The 17,585-nt window shown below is 73.5% G+C and carries 17 protein-coding genes; 2 read left to right on the top strand and 15 right to left on the bottom strand.

Translation table 11 applies throughout. The features are described 5' to 3' along the window. Positions 1-129: 129 nt before the first annotated feature. Positions 130-861 (top strand): IclR family transcriptional regulator, encoded by a 732-nt coding sequence (locus ABD346_RS33345; protein WP_344380055.1) that lies wholly within the window; start codon positions 130-132, stop codon positions 859-861. Positions 862-1,044: 183 nt separating this feature from the next. After that, positions 1,045-1,530, top strand: coding sequence for a helix-turn-helix domain-containing protein (locus ABD346_RS33340; RefSeq protein WP_344380054.1), 486 nt, complete (start codon positions 1,045-1,047; stop codon positions 1,528-1,530). Here ABD346_RS33340 and ABD346_RS33335 read toward each other — a convergent pair. The 15 genes from ABD346_RS33335 to ABD346_RS33265 all read right to left on the bottom strand — a co-directional run bounded on the left by ABD346_RS33335 (position 1,493) and on the right by ABD346_RS33265 (position 17,557). Further along, positions 1,493-2,053 (bottom strand): flavin reductase family protein, encoded by a 561-nt coding sequence (locus ABD346_RS33335; protein WP_344380053.1) that lies wholly within the window; start codon positions 2,051-2,053, stop codon positions 1,493-1,495. The genes ABD346_RS33340 and ABD346_RS33335 overlap by 38 nt on opposite strands. Further along, entirely contained in the window at positions 2,043-4,244 is a 2,202-nt protein-coding gene (locus tag ABD346_RS33330; protein ID WP_344380052.1) for a tetratricopeptide repeat protein, read from the bottom strand. The genes ABD346_RS33335 and ABD346_RS33330 overlap by 11 nt, the downstream gene beginning before the upstream one ends. Beyond that, positions 4,241-5,437: a hypothetical protein gene (locus ABD346_RS33325; protein WP_344380051.1), complete on the bottom strand. Its 1,197-nt coding sequence runs from the start codon at positions 5,435-5,437 to the stop codon at positions 4,241-4,243. Before ABD346_RS33325 ends, ABD346_RS33330 begins: the two co-directional genes overlap by 4 nt. Positions 5,438-5,534: 97 nt before the next feature. After that, the gene (locus tag ABD346_RS33320) at positions 5,535-5,660 is read right to left on the bottom strand and encodes a hypothetical protein (protein WP_344380050.1); all 126 of its coding nucleotides are present in this window, start codon (positions 5,658-5,660) and stop codon (positions 5,535-5,537) included. A gap of 182 nt (positions 5,661-5,842) precedes the next feature. Beyond that, on the bottom strand, positions 5,843-7,051 hold the full coding sequence (locus ABD346_RS33315; protein WP_344380049.1) for an MFS transporter: 1,209 nt from the start codon (positions 7,049-7,051) through the stop codon (positions 5,843-5,845). A gap of 32 nt (positions 7,052-7,083) precedes the next feature. Then, entirely contained in the window at positions 7,084-8,778 is a 1,695-nt protein-coding gene (locus tag ABD346_RS33310) for a 3-hydroxyacyl-CoA dehydrogenase family protein (protein ID WP_344380048.1), read from the bottom strand. A 17-nt stretch (positions 8,779-8,795) separates the two neighbouring features. Beyond that, complete coding sequence (locus ABD346_RS33305) at positions 8,796-10,037, bottom strand: beta-ketoacyl-[acyl-carrier-protein] synthase family protein (RefSeq protein WP_344380047.1); 1,242 nt, start codon at positions 10,035-10,037, stop codon at positions 8,796-8,798. Continuing rightward, positions 10,037-10,291: an acyl carrier protein gene (locus ABD346_RS33300; RefSeq protein WP_344380046.1), complete on the bottom strand. Its 255-nt coding sequence runs from the start codon at positions 10,289-10,291 to the stop codon at positions 10,037-10,039. Before ABD346_RS33300 ends, ABD346_RS33305 begins: the two co-directional genes overlap by 1 nt. Positions 10,292-10,465: 174 nt before the next feature. Further along, positions 10,466-11,557 (bottom strand): beta-ketoacyl-ACP synthase III, encoded by a 1,092-nt coding sequence (locus ABD346_RS33295; protein WP_344380045.1) that lies wholly within the window; start codon positions 11,555-11,557, stop codon positions 10,466-10,468. After that, positions 11,554-12,558: an AfsA-related hotdog domain-containing protein gene (locus tag ABD346_RS33290; protein ID WP_344380044.1), complete on the bottom strand. Its 1,005-nt coding sequence runs from the start codon at positions 12,556-12,558 to the stop codon at positions 11,554-11,556. Before ABD346_RS33290 ends, ABD346_RS33295 begins: the two co-directional genes overlap by 4 nt. Before the next feature lie 348 nt (positions 12,559-12,906). After that, complete coding sequence (locus ABD346_RS33285; RefSeq protein ID WP_344380043.1) at positions 12,907-13,707, bottom strand: thioesterase II family protein; 801 nt, start codon at positions 13,705-13,707, stop codon at positions 12,907-12,909. Between the two features lie 54 nt (positions 13,708-13,761). Continuing rightward, complete coding sequence (locus tag ABD346_RS33280; RefSeq protein WP_344380042.1) at positions 13,762-14,616, bottom strand: ACP S-malonyltransferase; 855 nt, start codon at positions 14,614-14,616, stop codon at positions 13,762-13,764. Positions 14,617-14,648: 32 nt separating this feature from the next. Continuing rightward, positions 14,649-15,212: a flavin reductase family protein gene (locus ABD346_RS33275; RefSeq protein WP_344380041.1), complete on the bottom strand. Its 564-nt coding sequence runs from the start codon at positions 15,210-15,212 to the stop codon at positions 14,649-14,651. After that, positions 15,209-16,261: a MupA/Atu3671 family FMN-dependent luciferase-like monooxygenase gene (locus tag ABD346_RS33270; protein WP_344380040.1), complete on the bottom strand. Its 1,053-nt coding sequence runs from the start codon at positions 16,259-16,261 to the stop codon at positions 15,209-15,211. The genes ABD346_RS33275 and ABD346_RS33270 overlap by 4 nt, the downstream gene beginning before the upstream one ends. Positions 16,262-16,306: 45 nt before the next feature. Then, complete coding sequence (locus tag ABD346_RS33265) at positions 16,307-17,557, bottom strand: MFS transporter (RefSeq protein ID WP_344380039.1); 1,251 nt, start codon at positions 17,555-17,557, stop codon at positions 16,307-16,309. Positions 17,558-17,585 lie beyond the last annotated feature (28 nt).

The raw sequence follows: 17,585 nt of genomic DNA, 5'->3' as shown, positions 1-17,585 counted from the left end.
CTGACTGAGCCGGGGCACGCACGCGGTCCACTGTGGCGTACACCAGACGTACCCATCGCTTCCTCGCGCCCGGTTACGGTCTGCTCGGCCGACGTGTGCCTGCGGGACACTGGCCGCCGGGGGTAACGCATGGGGGATGCAGGACACTCGGGGGCCCGCAGCGTGCTGGAAGGCACCTTCGCGCTCCTCGCCGCGATGGAACGGCTCGGCCAGGCCGGCGTGACCCGGCTCGCCGCGGAGAGCGGACTGCCGAAGGCCACCGCTCACCGGCTGCTCCAGCAGCTGGCGGATCTCGGCGCGGTGGAGCGGCAGCAGCAGGGCCAGTACCGGATGGGGCCGAGGATGTTCCGGCTCGGGCAGGCCTGGCAGCCGTACCCGGGGCTCGGGGCAGCGGCGCGCGCCCCGCTGCGGCGGCTCGCGTCGGCGACCGGGGCGACGGTGACGGTCGCGGTGCTCTCGGAGGGCAGGACCCTGATCGCGCACGCCTCGCCCGGCGAGCTCGACGAACGGATGCCGGTGCGGGCGGGCGCGGTCTTTCCGTGGGCCACGGCGGCGGGCAAGCTCCTGGTGGCCGAGGCCCGGCCGAACGGCCTTTTCGGGCCACTGCCGTCGGGCTGGCGGTGGGAGGCGGCCGCGATCCAGGAGCGGGGCATCGCCTTCGACCGGCAGGAGCTCATGGAAGGCGTGAGCTGTGTGGCAGCCCCGGTCCACGGCGCGAGGGGGCGTCCGGTGGCGGCGGTCTGCGCGCTGGTCGATCCCGACGGCCCGCTGGAGCGGTTCTCGGAGGCGGTGCGGCAGGCGGGGTGTGCCGTCAGCGCCGGATTGCGGGCGGCGCGTTCCGCTGAGCGGAACCGCGCGTGACAGCGGCAGGGCCCCGGGGCCAGGCTTCCAGTCCGGCACACCTGCCGTTGAGACGAAGGGGAAAGCGATGAGCGGGGGAAGCAGGTCACGGCGGTGGAACTTCCATGTTCTGGCGACCGTGGTGGTATGGGTCGTGGCGCCCGAGGTGTGGGTCGGCCGCGACCGGTCGGGCAGGGGCGGCGCATGACCGGCGCGCCCCTGCCGGGCGGTCCGGCGGCGGGCGAACTGGCCCGGCTGCTGCGCCGCAAACGGATCGAGACCGGACAGTCGATGCGGGTCCTGGCCCGCCGGATCGGACTGTCCGCGCACAGTCCGGTCTCCGACTACGAGCAGGGCAGGCGGCTGCCGCCGCCGGATCTGGACAGGGCGCTGGAGGCGGCCCTCGAAATTCCCGGCGGCACGCTCGCCCGGCTGCGCCGCGAGGCGCTCGCCGAGCGGGCGGCGGCGATACTGGACGGCGAGTCGGCGGAGCACGGTGAGGCGTACGTTCCTGCCGAGCCGGGTGGGGCATCACCGCGGGGCCACCGGAGGCCGCGGGCGCTGCTGCCGGTGGCGCCGGGTGCCGGGCCCGGCGGTGGCGCGGCACCGGCGCTCGGCTTCGCGCTGGGCGTCCCGGCCGCGCTCGCCGTTGTCATCCTGTGGGGAGCGGCGCGCCGCGCGGCGCGCTGAGTGCCTCGTGCGCGGCTGCCGGGGCGAGGGACCGGTAGCCGCGCGCGTGGTACACCAAGGGGGCGTCGCCGAAGCGGCCTCTTGACGACGTCAACGAGCCGTCTCCAGAAGCGAGTTGGGCTTCCAGCACGCGGCCGAGCACCATGCTGTGGTCGCCCGCCGGGACAATCCGTTCGTGCGCGCACAGCAGCCGGACGAGCGAGCCCCGCACCGCCGGAAGGCCGCCGAAGGCATCGAGCCCGGGTCCGGCGAACCGGTCCTCGCCCTGGGCGGCGAACCGGCGCGCCACGTCCTCCTGCCCGGCCGCGAGCACGCTCACGCACCACCGGCGGGCCGTGCGGAGCACCGGGTGGCAGGAGGCGGTGGCCGCCACGCAGAACAGCACGAGCGGCGGCCGCAGCGAGAGCGAGCACAGCGAGCTCACCGTCATTCCGTACGGCACACCGTCCGGGTCCCGCACGGTGACGACGGCGACCGGGCCCGCGATGCGCGCCATGGCCGCCCGGAAGGTGTCAGCGTCCATCGCGCGCACCGCCCACGCCCGCCGCGGAGAGCTCCTCCAGCATGTCCAGCGCCTCGGCCGGTTCCGCGTCCGGCGGGAGCAGGCCCTGGTCATGCAGGTGGAGAAGGCCGTTGAGGTCGTCGGCCGCCCGGCGGGTCTCGCCGAGCCGGGTCAGGCACTCCGCCCGGCGGCACAGCAGCCCCGCGAGGTCCGCGCCGGGGAGTGCGAGCGCCCGGGTGAAGTCGGCCAGGGCCTGCTCGGTGTCCCCCGCGGCCAGCAGGGCGAAGCCCCGGTTGTAGAGCACGTCCGGGTGCTCGCCGCCCAGCGCGAGGGCTGCCGTCAGATCGGCCACCGCGCCGTGCGGGTCGCCCTGTTCGAAGGTGAGGACCGCGCGGTCGGTCAGCGCCGGGACGTTCGCCGGGTCCCCGGCGAGGGCCCGGTCGTAGGCATCGCGGGCCGACTCCGGCCGCCCCAGGGCCTGTTCGGCGAGTCCGGCCAGGCACAGCAGCCGGGAGTCGTCGCCGTGCAGCGCGAGGCCGGCGCGCACGTCGGCGAGCGCCTCGCCCGGCCGGTCCGCCTCGATCAGGAGGGCGACGCGCGCGAGCCTGGTTCCCAGCTCGTCCGGCTCCAGTTCGAGGGCGCGGGCGAAATCGGCGAGCGCCCCTTCGACGTCCCCCGCCTCGGCCCGTACATCGCCCCGGTTGTGGAAGAGCTCGGGCATCGGCGCCGACACCTCGACGGCCCGGTCGTATCCGGCGAGCGCGCCGGCCAGGTCGCCGCGCCGGCGGCAGAGGTTGGCGCGGTCCACGTGGTACTCGACGTAGTACGGGTCCCGGGCGATCAGCTCGGTGAAGTCCGCGTACGCCTCATCGAGGCGGCCGAGCGCATAGCGCACCCGGGCGCGGTTGTGCAGGAGCTGGGAGCGGTGCACGACGTAACGGTCGGGCGGCAGTTCGCGCTCCAGGCGCTCGATGCCGCGCGCGGTGAGGTCGTGCGAGCGCTCCAGACCGCCCCGGTGCATCTCGACGAGGGCGAGTCCGTTGTCCTGGAACACCTGGTAGTAGGCGCCGAGCACCGGGTCGGGCTCCAGGGCGGCCAGCGCCCGCGCGTTGTTCATGTACTCCAGGGCCAGGTCGTGGTCCCTCGGCTCCAGGAAACGGGTGTGCAGGACGGCGAGCGCGTAGCTGGTCGACATCTGCACCCGGGGTGTGGCGTACCGGCGGCGCAGTTCCCGGTAGAGGGCGACGCACTCCTCCGGGCGGCCGAGCGGCACCAGGGCGCTCGCGGCCTTGGCCGTGAAGTGGCAGTAGTCCTGGGCGTCGGAGTCCGGGTCGCAGAGGGCGCGGCCGCGCATGCCGAGGTCGGCGGTCGCCTCCGAGTAGCCGATCGCCACACAGAGTTCGAGGGCGGTGCGCAGGGCACGGCGGCCCGCGCCGTACGGATCGGCGCCCCGCTCGCGGTGGCCCGGGATCGCGCCGAGCAGCAGACCGCGGTCGGGGCGGGCCTCCAGTTCGGCGGCGCGCTCGTCGTGCAGCGCGGCCCGCGCCGCATCGGGGAGCGCGCGATAGGCCGCGTACGCCTCTGGGTCGTCGCTGGTGCAGTCCGTCCAGACGTAGCCGCGGGCGTCCAGCGGAGGGGTGACGAGGGCCGGTGCCACCGGAACGGCGTCGGTGAACTTCCCTACGGCGTCGGCCAGTTCAGGGGTCAGCGGTTCGTCCGCTCCCGCGATCGCGATCCTCAGCACCCCGGGGTCGGCGCGCCGCACGAGCAGCGCCAGGAACTCCTGCTCGGTGGCGGAGGCCGCGTGTACGTCGTCGAACGCGAGGGTGAGCGGCGGGCCCTGGCGGCGGCGGGCGTGGGCGAGCAGGAAGTCGATGATCCCGTGATGGGTGGCCCGGATCATGCGCTCGGCGAAGTAGCGGGTGCGCTCCTCGTGCGGGGTGTCGTCGACCAGCGAGGGCGGCGGCGGGCCGATGCGGCCGGCCAGTTCGGGGACGATGTAGAGCAGGGCGGCCCGGTGCTCCTCGACCAGTTCCGGCCCGGTCTCCCATGCCTCGGGCACATAACGGTGCAGCAGCGCGGTGAGCGCCGTGCACGGGCCGCGGAGCCACTGGTGGCAGGTGGTGGTGAACTCGAAGGGGCCGGCGGCTTCGAGCGCGGCCCGGCGGTCGGCACTGCGGGCGCCGGTGATCCGGAGGTGGCGAGTGGTCATGACGGGACTCCACGGGAGGTACGGCGGCGACGGAGGTGGACCCGCACGGTCAGCCAGGCCCAGAAGGCGATCTGCACGATGTTGAGCGCGGCGAACACCAGGCTGTCCCAGAACGGCAGTCCGCTGCCCGCCGAGGAGATCCCGTCCGCGAGCAGCCGTACGGTCTGCACGAAGAGCGGCACGAACACCAGCGGCGCCATGGCCAGCAGCACGGCCACCCCGACCGTGAAGAACGGGGCGTACCAGCGGGCGACGGCGAGATCGCGCTCGGTCCACTGGGACAGGTCGACGCGCGCCGGGCGCCCGAGGATGCGGCGCAGCCGGTTCAGGACGAGGGCGCGGGTGGCCGCGTGCAGGTCGTGGCAGCCGAGCGCGGTGGCGAAGACGTAGTAGACGTCCGTCTCCAGGAACAGGAAGAGCTGGTAGCCGCAGCGGATCAGGATCGGGAAGGCCATCGCGAGCAGCAGCCGGCCCGCCACGGGCTCCGCGCCGCCGGACGTCCGCAGCGCGAAGGCGACGAGGCCGAGGGTGCTCACCACCACCAGGTCGACCAGCATTCCGGCGAGGAAGGGCAGATACCGCTTGCGGCGCTCGACGGTGAGCAGGCCGTTCATGCGGGTCTCGAAGACCACGATGTAGAGCCGTGTGCCCATGCCGAGTTCGCTGGGCAGCCCGAGCCGGCGGCCGGCCAGGACGTGGAACGCCTCGTGCAGGCCGACGAAGGGCAACTGGCCGAAGACCACGACGAGTTGGACCAGGAGCAGCGAGTCGGTGTAGAAGACCTGGCCCGGGTGGGGCGCGAGATCGGGTGTGGTGGCGATGACGGCGAGCCAGGCGGCGACGAGCAGGGCGTAGCAGCAGAGCGCGGGGCGCGAGAACAGGACCTGGGCCAGGCGCTGGAAGCGGACCGGCGCATCGGGCGCGGCCTCCTGGGCGTCGCCCTCCCCCCGCAGGAACCCGAGTTCGCCGAGGGTGTCGAGGAAGTCGGCCATGTCGAGCTGTTCGCCGTAGTGCCCGGCGTACCAGGCGGCGGCCTGCGCGGGCGTCTGGCCCTCGGTCATCCGCCGCAGCGCGGCGGCCCCGTCGGGTGGCAGGACGGCGAACGCATCGGTGTCGGGCCGCCCCACCAGGACGCCTTCGCCGTCGGGAACGAAACTCAGGCGGTGGAAGGAGACAGGACTGTCGAGGAGCACGGGACGCCTCCCGGTAGGTGTACGGGATGGGGACGGGGCCCGCGCCCCTTGGTGAAGGCGCGGGCCCCGCTGCGCACACGTCGCTGGAGCGTGCCGGTCAGAAGGCGAAGATGTTGTAGTGCGTCTGGCACGGCGCGGTCAGGCGGATGGAACCGGTCTTGCGCACGACGATCTTCTTCATGGTGTCCTCCTTGAAGGGAGCCGTCCGCGGTGGCGGCGACAACCCAAGGAGTACAGGGGCTCCGGTGGTCGTGGTGTTCGGGCGAACCACTGCCGAACACTTCCGTGCCGAGCGCCGGACGCCCGCCGAACACGCGGGACCGGCTGAAGATGCCGGTGCCGGCCAGGATCAACCCTGCGGGATGGGACCTCCCGGGGTCCGGGGCGGAACCCCGGGGGGTTGAGCTACAGCGTGTTCCGCCCGGGCCGGGTGGAGGCGGTGGCTGTGATGCTCACCGCGGCCAGCACGGTCACGACCGCGGCGAAGACGACCGCCGAGGCGGTCAGCGACGTGACGGTCACCAGGAGACCGACGCCGATCGCCGGTACCGCCATGCCCAGATAGGCGCCCACGAAGTAGGCGGACACGACCTCGCTCGTCCGGCCGGGCGGCGCGTGCCGGGTCACCAGCGCGAGCCCCGCCTTGAAGGCCGCGCCGCCGCCGGCGCCGCTCAGCGCGGAGCCCAGAAGGAACAGGCCCGGCGACGAGGCGGGCAGGGCCGCCACGATGAGAACGAGCCCGAGGGGCACGGCCACCATGCCCGCGACGGCGCTGGTGTGCGGGGCGAGGCGGACCGTGGCGAGCTGGGCGAGGCCGGCCGAACCGAACGCGCAGAGGACCACGACCCCGACGGTGACCGGGCTGGTGATGTGCAGCCCTTCGGCCAGGAAGCGGCTCGTGAGCGCGGAGAGCAGACCGAGCACCGCGAGCGAGCAGAATGCGGCGGCCGCCGCGGCGGTGAACAGCGAGCGCATGTCCGCCGGGATGCCCAGGCGTTGGGGCCGGATGCTCAGCCGTCCCCGGGACACCGTCTCCGGGAGCCGGGCGAGCAGGAGACCGGGCAGCGCCATCGCGGCGAGCACCAGGTAGGGCGTGACCAGCGGGTGGGGAACGTACCTGACGAGGACCCCGGAGAGCAGCGGGCCGCAGCCCAGTCCGGCCATGCCCGTCACCGAGGAGATCAGGGCGGCCTTCGCCCGGTCCAGGTGCAGCTCGCCCAGATAGGCGGTCGCCGCGCCCATGGTCAGCCCGACCGACAGGCCCGAGAGGACCCGCCCCGCCACGATCCCCGGCAGGGTGGGGAAGACCCCGAACGTCAGGCAGCTCAGTACGGTCAGGGCCAGCGCCGGGGCGATGGCGGCCCGGCGCCCCATCTGGTCCGACAGCCCTCCGAAGAGGAGCAGGACGACGAGGATTCCTCCCGCGTACGCGGCGAAGACCAGGGCGATGACGAGGGGCGTCAGACCCAGTTTCTGCGCATAGAGGGAGTAGACCGGGGTGGGAAGGGTGCCGCCCAGCATCACGACGAACAGCAGATAGGTGACGGTCCAGGCCGCGGCGGGCCGGGGCCGCGGGGCGGCCTCGGCGGCGGGGCGGACATGGTCGGTGGTCATGGGCTCTGTCTCTTTCGGGGTCGTCCCGCGGATCATGCGACGGCGTCGAGTTCTCGGGCGGCGAGGTAGGCCCGCACTCCCTTCCACCCGCACTTGCGGCCGAGGTGGCCGGTGGTGACCAGCTCCTCCAGCAGGGGCGGCGGCGCGAACTCCGCCCGCCCGTAGTCCTCGTGGAGGCGGCGTTGCACGGCGAGCGCGACATCCGCGCCGACGGTGTCGAGGAGACGTGTGGGGCCGATCGGCTGGCCGCCGACGGACTTGGCCACCCCGTCGAGGAGCTGGGGGCCGACGACGTCGTGGTGCAGCAGCGCGAGCGCGTCGTTCAGATAGGGGAAGAGCAGGTAGTTGACGAGGAAGCCGGTGCGGTCGGCGCATTCCACACCGGTCTTTCCGAGCCGCCGCACGACGTCGTGGGCCGTGGCCAGCGCCCGTTCGCCGGTGCGCTCGCTCCGTACCACCTCCACCAGCGGCATCATCGGGGCCGGGTTGAAGAAGTGCAGGCCGACGACGTCGCCGGGACGGCCGGACGCCTCGGCGCAGTCGCGCACCGGGAGGCTGGAGGTGGTGGTCGCCAGGACCGCCCGAGGCTTGCACACCGCGCCCAGTTCGGCGAAGAGTCCGCGTTTGACGTCGCGGTCCTCGATCACCGCCTCGACCACGAGGTCGGCCCGGGCGAGCACGGAGCGGTCCGCGGTGCCGGACAGAGTGCCGCGCCTCTCCCCGGACGCCGGCCCGGCGCCCGGCAGGGCGAGTTCGACCGCCTCAACCGCCGCTGCCGCCTTGGCCTCGGTGCGGGCCACCAGCACGGTGCGGTATCCGGCCCGCAGGAACACCTCGGCGATGCCGGTGGCCATGGTGCCGGATCCGACGACGGCGACCGTGCCGGCCGGCGGCGAGGACGGCCCGGAGGGGACCGGCGGCCGGGCAACCGGTCCGCCCGTCCGGTGGTCGTGGAATCCGCGGCCCGACTTCCTGCCGAGGTCGCCGCGCCCGATCAGCCGGCCGAGCACCGGGGCGGGCTCGAAGCGCGGGCCGAGGCGACGGTGCAGCCCGTCGAGGACGTCCTTCGCGGTGTCCAGGCCGATGCCGTCCAGGATCCGCAGCGGTCCTTGGCGCCAGCCGCAGCCGAGCCGTACCGCCGTCTCCAGTTCCTCGGTGCCCGCACGGCCCTCGTGCTGCATCCACGCGGCCTGGTTGAGCATGCCGAACACCAGGGCCGGCGCGATGGATCCGGGCCGGTCGGGAACCTGATGGACCTTCAGCCCGGTCCGCTGGAGCAGGTCGCCGAACGCCGGCGCGCTCCGGTGCGTGGCGCCCGGTGCCGCTGCCAGCTCGACGGCGGTGAGGCGCTCGGCGTCCAGGAAGCGCAGCGCGAGGAGGTCCGGGCGTCCCGCGCCCGCGAGTTCGGCGGCCGTGGCGGTGAGCGCCGTCGTGACGACCAGGGCGTCGGGCCGGCCGTGCCGGGCGATGCCGGCGAGCACGGCCCGCTTGGCGGACTCGGTCTCGGGCACCGCCTCGATGACCACGTCCGCGGCGCCGGTCTCCCGGAGGTCGTGCGTGACCCGCACGTCCGTCCCGGCGAGCCGTTCGCGGCCGCGCTCGGCGCCCGCCGCGTCCGCCTCGACGCCGACGGTGGGCACGCCCGCCGCGGACAGCCGGCGGGCCAACTCCGCTCCGGCGCCGCCGAGTCCGACGACCGCGGCCGTGGCGATGTCCCCCGTTGTCATGTGGTTCTTCCCTTCTCTCAGGCGGCCGTGAGGACCAGCGCCGCGTTGTGCCCGCCGAAGCCGAGCGAGGTGCTGACCGCGACCCGGAGCGGCGTGGTGCGCGCCTCGCCGGTGACGACGTCCACCGCGATCTCGGGGTCCAGCGTCCGCACATTCGCGGTCGGCGGGACCACGCCGTGGCGCAGGGCCAGTGCCGTGTAGGCCGCCTCCACCGCGCCGGCCGCGGCGAGGGTGTGTCCGGTGACGCCCTTCGTCGACGTCACGGCCGGCCGGGAGCCGAAGACCCGGTGCAGGGCGCGGGCCTCGGTCAGGTCGTTCATCGGCGTCGACGTGCCGTGGGCGTTGACGTGGTCGACCTCGTCGGGTGCCACGCCCGCGTCGGCGAGGGCCGTGCGCAGCGCGCGGGTCACCCCGGTGCCGTCGGGGTCCGGGGCGGTGGCGTGGTGGGCGTCGGAGGAGGCGCCGAACCCGGCGATGTGCGCATGGCCGCGGGCCCCTCGGGCGGCCGCGTCGCGGGCCCGTTCGAGCACCAGCACCCCGGCGCCCTCGGCGGCCACGAATCCGTCCCGGTCGGCGGCGAACGGACGCGACGCCGAGGCGGGGTCGTCCCGGCGGGCGGACAGGGCGCCCATCCGGGAGAGGCCGGTGAGCGTCGCCGGGCTGATGGCGGACTCCGTACCGCCCGCGACGACGATGTCGCACACCCCGCCGGCCAGCCAGTCCCGCGCGACACCGAGGGCCGAGGCACCCGAGGCGCAGGCCGTCGCCGTGACGAGGCTGGGGCCGTGGACGCGAAGGTCCATGGCGACGTATCCGGCGACCATGTTGACCATGGCCATGGGGATCATGAGCGCGGACACCTCGTCGGGCGCTCCCCCGTAGTACGTGCGGTGTTGCGCCTCGACCGTGGCGGTGCCGCCCAGGGAGTTGCCGATGACCACGCCGACGCGCGTGCTGTCCCAGGTCTCCCGGTCGAGGCCCGCGTCGGCGACGGCCTGCCGGGCGGCCACGATGGCCAGCTGGACGAACCGGTCGAGCCGCCAGGCGGTGCGCCGGCCCAGCAGGGCGTTGGCGTCGAAGCCCGGCACCCGGCACGAGAAGTCGACGGCCAGGCCCGCGAGTTCGGGGTCGGTGGCCGCGGCGGAGACTCCGGAGCGGATGCGCTGCCAGTTGGCCTCGGCCCCGATGCCCGCCGGGGTGACCAGACCGATGCCGGTGATCGTGACGGTCCGGTCGGCCCGCGCACTGGACCCGGGCATCACACCATCGCCCGCTTCGCTTCCACGGCCGCCACGGCGTCGTCGATACGGAAGGAGGAGTCCAGGTCGCCCTCGGCCAGATCGACCCCGAGTTCCTTGCGCAGGATCAGGCTCAGTTCGACGAGGACGAGCGAGTCGATGTCGAGCTCGTCGAAGGTGGCGCCGGAGAGGACCTCGTCCTCGGGGAGTCCGAACTTCTCGCCCAGGATCGCGACCAGGCGGGCCTTGAGGTCGAAGGAGGTGGGGGTGGTCATGTCGTCGTCCTTGTCCGCCGGGTCACGGCCCGGCCGCTGTCGGTCTTGGTCATGGGTGAGGTCATGGGTGGGGTCATGGGTGGGGTCGTGCCTGGGATCGTGAGTGGGATCGCGTGCGGGGTCGCGCACCCAGCCGTGCGCGCAGTGGTGCGCCCCGTGGTGGGCGAAGGTGTTTCACGGGTGGGTGCCCGGCGCGGCCGCGGGCCCGTCGCCGTCGAGCCCCGGCACCGGTTCGACCTGGAGCTCGGGCCATCGAAGGGCCGCAGATCCCCAGGTGAGGCCGCCGCCGAAGCCCGTGAGCAGCACGCGCTGGCCCGGCCGCAGACCGCCGGAGGCCGCCGCGTCCGCGAGGGCGAGGGGGATGGATCCCGCCACGGTGTTGCCCACCCGGTCCAGGTTGACCACGAGCCGGTCCTCGGCGAGGCCCAGTTGCTCGCCGACCGCCCGCAGAATGCGGACGTTGGCCTGATGGGCCACCATCCGGTCCAGCTCGTCACCGCGCCAGCCGATGCCGTCGAGCAGCGCCTCGGCGGACCTGCTCATGCTGAGGACGGCCTGGGTGAACACCTCTCGCCCCCGCATGGAGAACCACTCGTCGCCCTCGGGGGCGGGGGCCCCGGTGGAACGCTGCCGGGAGCCTCCGGCCCGTACGGTGATCAGCTCCTCGCCGCCGCCGTCGCTGCCGAGGTCGAAGCCGAGCAGTGCGCCCGGCTCGTCCGTGCGGCCGGCGCGGAGCACCACCGCTCCGGCGCCGTCACCGAAGATGGCGCGCGTGGTGCGGTCGGCCGGGTCGAGGATGGTGGAGAAGGTGTCCGCGCCGATGACGAGTGCCCGCCGCGCGAGGCCCGCGGTGACCATCGAGGCCGCGGTGGCCAGGGCGTAGACGAAGCCCGTGCAGACCGCGCCCACGTCGAAGGCGGCGACCGGGCCGAGACCGAGCCGCCGCGCCACCACGGGCGCGGTGGCCGGGCAGGGGTGGTCCGGGGTACTGGTCGCGAGGACGACCAGGTCCACGTCCGGCGCGGGCCCGCCGTCCGCACCGCCGTGTTCCCTGGTGCGGCGGGCCGACTCCAGTGCCCTGCGGCCGGCTTCGACCGCCAGGTCCGAGGTGGCCTGCCCCGGGTCGATCACGAACCGCTGCCGGATGCCCGTGCGGGTGCGGATCCATTCGTCGGTGGTGTCGAGCTGCTCGGCCAGGGTGCTGTTGGCGACCGCCTTGGCGGGTACCCAGCCACCGAGTCCGCACAGGACCGCGGCGCGGCTCACGGCATCTCCCTTCCTGCGGCCGGTGCGGCCGTTCTGACGGATGTGGTCCAGGTGCGCCCCGCCGCGGCGACCTCGCCGCCCTGCTCGAACTCGACCTGGTAGGAGCGGAGTTCGGGCAGCGCCGCGGTCATGCCATGGCCGTCGGCGCGGGTTTCGGCGGTGAGGCGCACCGCGACCGGGGCGTCGAGTTCGACGAAACGGTGGAAGGAGAAGTCGGCCGCGACGAGCGTGGTGCGCTTCGCGGCGGCGCCGGAGATCCGGGCGGAGGCAGCGAGGCAGAGCTGACGGGCCGCCTCGATCAGGACCATGGCGGGCACGTGGTCGTAACTCCGGTCGAACAGGCTGGAGTTGTCCGACGGAAGCCGCAGTGCGGCCCGCGCCTCGCCCCGCCCCGCATCGGCCACGACGTCCGCCAGGACGACGTTCGAGGCCCGCGTGCGGCCGACGAGGTGCGGCGCGACGGGGACCGCGGGCGCGGCGGGGCGTGCCGCGGCCGGGTCCCGCCGCCCCCGCAGCGTGTCGTAGAGCTCGTTCGAGACATGGCGCACGTCGATGCGCGCCGTGCCCAGACGCCCACCCGGAAGCGTCAGGCCGAAGGCGTACGAGACCTTGCGCGCGCCGGCCCGGGAATGCGGGCGGCCTCCGGCGTCGACGGCCAGGGCTATTTCTGCCGGGAGTTCGCCCGGCGCCGCGGCCGGGGACGCGAGACCGGGCAGCCGGAACGAGCAAGAATGCAGCAGGAACTTGCTGTCCGGGTCGATTCCGATGAATTCACGGCCACCGTAGGGGCCGGCCTGGCGGCAGCATTCGAGAAGAAAGAGCGGATCGATTGTTCCGGTTCGGTGATCCGTGAAGTACGCATGCGCCTTCGGTGTCCTGGCCGTTGCCAGGTATTCCTGTTCGTCCGTCTTCCGCACACCGGTGAGGAAGATTTCCGGGAGTGCCCAGCTATCCAGCACGGGCAGGTCACCGGTACCGACGCGGTGATCCACAGAGGCCATGAATTGCAATTTCCTACACCAACCGCCCACAGATGAAGAGGGTTTGGACAGATCGTCGCGCAGTCACGGAAACACCCTGAAAGGAAGGTCACCTTCCCCAGTATCTGCTCCGGCCGGTTCCGCAATGCAGAACTTCCCTTTCGCGTATGACGATCATGGCATCGCTCCGATGCGACCGTCAACCCTGTTCCTTCCGTGTAACGCAAGGCACATTCGCTGAACTTTCCCTGTTTTTACCGAGTCGACGTAACCGCTCCGCGCTCTCGCGAGGAATTCCGGACAGGAAATGCAGAAGCTCCATGACCCACACGCGTGCGTGTGGGTCATGGAGCTTTGCGAGCGGTGTTCTCAGCGGGACGCCGGCCGTCCCAGCGCGGTACGGACGTCCTCGACCACCTGCGCGACGACGGCGTCGGCCCGGCCCTCGAAGTAGAAGTGGCCTCCGGGGTACAGGTGTTGCCCGGCGAAGTGCTCCGCCCCGTCCGCCCAGGCCTCCAGCTGGTCCAGCGGGACCACCTGGTCCCGGTCGCCGCCGAAGAGCGAGAGCGGCACCCGTACGTCCGGCCGCCCGGCGCGCGGCACCCACGTCTCGACCACGCTGAAGTCGGCGCGCACCCGTCGCTCGAACAGCGCCCAGAGGTCGTCGTCGGCCAGGACCGCGGGCGGCATGCCGCCCATCCGCCCCAGTGCCGCGCGCAGTTGGGCGTCCGGCAGCAGATGCAGCGGCCGGCCGTCACCCGGAACGGCGTCGTAGGGGGCCTCACACGCCGAGACACCCAGCCAGACCGGCTCCGGGAGCCCGCGGTCGGCCAGTTGGGCGGCCGTCTCGTAGGCGATCAGCGCCCCCATGCTGTGCCCGAACAGCGCGAACGGGCGGTCCAGGAGGTCCGTGACCGCGTCCAGGAGATGGCCGGCGAGCCCCCGGGCGTCGCGGTACGGGGGCACGTGGCCGAGCTGCCCCCGGCCCGGCGCCTCCAGCAGGCAGACCTCCCAGTCCGCCGGGAAGTGCTCGGTCCAGTCGTTGAACGCGAGGTGCGAACCCGCCGCGTGGTGCAGCAGGAAGACCCGCAGTGCGGGGTCGGCCACCGGCCTGGGCCGGACGACGGCGCCGCTGCGCGCCGCGGTGTCGGTGAGGGTGGGCTGTGTCATGACGGTTCCTCGTCTGGATGGGTAGGGGACGTCCGCTGCGGTCGCCGGCTCGGCTCAGGCGGCGGCGAGCTCCCGCCGGGTGGCGCGCAGCATGCGGGTCAGGACCGTGCTGTCCCCGGCCTCGCGGAATGCGGCGCCCTCGCCCAGGAGCCCCTCGACGGTCTGCCGCCACAGCACCGGATGGTCGATCTGTTCGAGCAGTACGCCGTCGACACCGGCGTCCGGGTAGGGCCGCGCGTGCCGGTTGGAGATCACCGGGAACCGGGGTGCCCCCAGAGCCACCGCCCGCAGCACCGGGGCGAACTCCGCGACCGCGGGGGCCATGTGGCGGGTGTGGAAGGGCCCGCTGACATCCAGGCGCCGCACCATCCGGGCACCCGCCGCGAGCAGCACCGGGGCGGCCCGGTCCAGATCGGTCACCGGGCCCGCGATCACCGTCTGGTCCCAGGTGTTGAAGTTGGCCGCCGCGACGTCGGCGAAGCCCTCCCTGCGCAGCACCAGGCGGAGCACGGCGTCGTCCAGGCCCACCACGGCGGCCATGCCGCCGTCGGTGACGCGCGCCATGGCGCGGGCCCGCGCGGCGACCAGCCGCAGACCGTCGCCGAACCCGAACACCCCCGCCGCCTCCAGCGCGTTGTACTCGCCCAGGCTGTGCCCGATCGCCACGTCGGGCGGACCGTGTTCGGCCAGCGCCGCCCGGTGGCCGAGGGCGTTGACGGTGTACACGGCCGGCTGGGTGTACTCGGTCCGGCCCAGCCGGCCCTGCGGGTCCGTGAGGCACAGCTCCCGCACGGAGTAGCCGAGGACGTCGTCCGCCTCCTGCTCCAGCTCGGGGAAGCGGGCGAACAACTCCCGTCCCATTCCGACGAATTGGGACCCCTGGCCGGGGAACATGAGGACGCGTGTCATGTGAAGGGTGATCCTTGCTCGCTCGGGGCCTGCTAGGCCGATTCCGTACGGTCCGGTGTCTGCGCGGGACAGGCCACCAGGCGGCTGTCGCTGAAGAGCAGCGCCGGGTCCTGCGAGAGCTCCTCGAAGGCCTCGACCCGGCCGATCAGCACGGTGTGGTCGCCCGCCGGATAGGTCGCGGCCAGCGAGCAGTCGAAGGCGGAGACTCCGTCGAGGAGCACGGGCGCGCCCGAGTGCGCGGCCGGGCGCCACGGCCGGCCGGCGAAGCCTTCGGCCCCGGCCGGCCGTGCGGAGTCCGCGAACCAGCGGGCGTCCGGCTCCTGGTGGGCGGCCAGGACCGTGGCGGCGAAGCATCCGCTGCGCAGGATCTGCTCGCGCAGCCGCGAGCGGCGGCCCAGCGCCACCAGGATCATCAAGGGGTCCATCGAGGCGGTGGCGAAGGCGTTGACGGTCGTCCCGTGCGGTTCCCCGTCGAGCACGGTGGTGATCACCGTGACCCCGGTGGGGAACCGGCCGGCCGCCCGCCTGAAGCTCCGGCGTGCCGCCTCGTCCGACGGGGCGGCCGTCCTCGGTGCCGTGTCCAGGCCTGTACTCATCGGGCACTCAGCTTCCGCAGCTCGTTGAGGTGTTCCAGACCGTCGAGCACCGTCTTGACGGGCAGGCCGAAGTCGATGAGGCAGGCGGTCTCGTCCACGCCGAGGCCCGCCAGCCGCTCGACGACGCGCGCGGCCTTGGGCACCGTGCCAAGCAGCCCGCCGTCGTCGTAGTAGCGGTCGAAGGCCCGGCCGACCAGGAAGTCCACGTCCTTCTCGCGGAGCTTGGCCGGATCGATCCGCCGGGCGCCGCCGGTCTGGGAGCCGAGGAGCAACCCGAGGGAGCCGCGCAGGTATCCGCACAGCGGCTCCCGGACCAGCTCCCTGACGGTGTCGTCGTCCTCGCCCAGGAACGTGTGCACCATGAGGACGACATGTCCGGGCCAGCCGTCGGCGTCCGGGCGTGCGGCGACCGCCTCACGATAGGCGGCGATCTTGGTGGCGAGCTCGTCGAGGTCCTGGCCGAGGAGGTGGGTGAGGATTCCGGCGCCCGCCGCCCCGGCGTTGCGGAAGGTCTCCACTCCGCCCGCGCTGGTGATCCACAGCGGCAGCCGGCGCTGCACCGGCTCCGGGTAGATCCGTACCCGCTGCTCCTCGCCGACGCCGTCCCGCACGGTCAGCTGCTCGCCGCGCCACAGCCCGCGCACCTGCTCCACGGTGTCGAACATGACCTGGCGGCGGTCCGCGTACGACTCGGGGCGGAGCGCGAAGTCGACGGCGTGCCAGCCGGAGGCGAAGGCGAGGCCGACCCGGCCGCCGGAGATGTTGTCGACGACGGACCACTCCTCGGCGATCCGCAGCGGATGGTGCAGCGGGGCGACAACACTGCCCGCGCGGATGCTCACGCGGCTGGTCGCCGCGGCGATCGCGGCTCCGGTGACCGCCGGGTTGGGGTAGAGCCCGCCGAAGGGGTGGAAGTGGCGTTCCGGGGTCCAGACCGCGGTGAAGTCGTTCTCGTCCGCGAAGCGGGCGCCCTTGAGGACGAGGTCGTACGCGCTGCCGGAGGCCGCGTCACCGCCGTCGTCCCCGAAGTAGAACAGGCTGAAGTCCATCTGAGTCTCTCTGCCGGGTGGTTGGGATGAAAAGGGGCCAGCGCGTCAGGCGGCGACGGGCTCGTCCGCTGCCCGGGGCGGCGTGGCCGACGCGCGGGTGCGCTCCGCCCAGCGCGCGACGGACGGCGTGGCGAGACCGCCGGCCAGCAGGATGCCCGCGAAGAGCAGCCAGCCCGGCCTGCCCCAGCCGATGAGCACGGCGGTGGTCAGCATCGGCGTGATCGCCGAGCCCACCCGCTGGGTGAGCCCGAACAGGCCCTGGTACTGGCCGTGGGCGTGCGCGGGGGCCAGTTCGTAACTGAGCGCCCAGGAGCCCGCGGAGTGCAGCATCTCGCCGATCACCTGGACCAGCGCCCCGAGCAGCAGGCAGACGACCGCCACCCACGCGGGCTGGCCGGCCGAGAGCGCGAAGATCCCGCAGCTGACCGCGAGCACCACGCCCGACCTGCGCATGGCACGGGCGCCGCCCGTCACGTCCTCCGCGCCCCGGCTGAGGCGCACCTGGAACAGCACGCACATCGCGGTGTTGAGGAACATGATCGCCGCGTAGACGGAGACCGGGGCGTCCGTCCGGTCGGCGATCCAGATGGGCAGCGCGGCGGTGAGGAGCGCGTCGGTGCCGAGCACCAGGACGGCGTTGAGCACGGAGACCGTCAGATACGGGACGTCCCGCAGGACGTGCCGGGCCCGGTGGTCCTCGGGTGCCCGGCCCGGGGCCGCGGCGGGCAGGGCCAGGCAGGTCAGTCCGGCGCCGAGGAACAGCACGCCGGCGCCGAGCAGCATGCCGGCGTAGAGGGCGTGCGAGTCGGCGGCCAGGGCTACGCCGCCGAGCAGGGTGCCGCCCGACAGGCCGACGTTGTTGACCGACTGCAGGTAGGCCCGGGCCTTGACCCGCTCGTTCGACGGCAGCGCCTCCGCGATCAGGGCGCCGCGCGCGACCGCGCTCGCCGAGTCGGCCATCGCGGCCAGGCTCACGATCACCAGGAAGCCGGCGAACCCGCCGACCAGGGCGTATCCGCAGACCAGCACGCCCTGCGCGACGCCCGAGACGATGGAGGTCCGGCGTGCGCCGAGCCGGTCCGACACCTGGCCGGCCGGAATGCTGACCAGCATCGCGAGGACCGCCGAGACGGTCAGCCCGATGCCCACCCTGTCTGCGGGAACGCCGACGGACCGGATGAAGTACAGGACGCTGACGGAGAGCAGGAAGCCGTTGGCCACGGTCCGGCCCAGGTTGCTGACGGCCAGGATCCTGACGATGCCCGGCGGTGGCTTGAGGTCGTGAAGTATCGACATCGGTGGTGCACTTCTCCTTGGTGTCCGG

The organism is Streptomyces mauvecolor (genome assembly GCF_039532965.1).
Classification (GTDB): domain Bacteria; phylum Actinomycetota; class Actinomycetes; order Streptomycetales; family Streptomycetaceae; genus Streptomyces; species Streptomyces violascens.
Note: the sequence above shows the minus strand (reverse complement) of the source record. Positions and strands in the feature narration are given on the sequence as shown.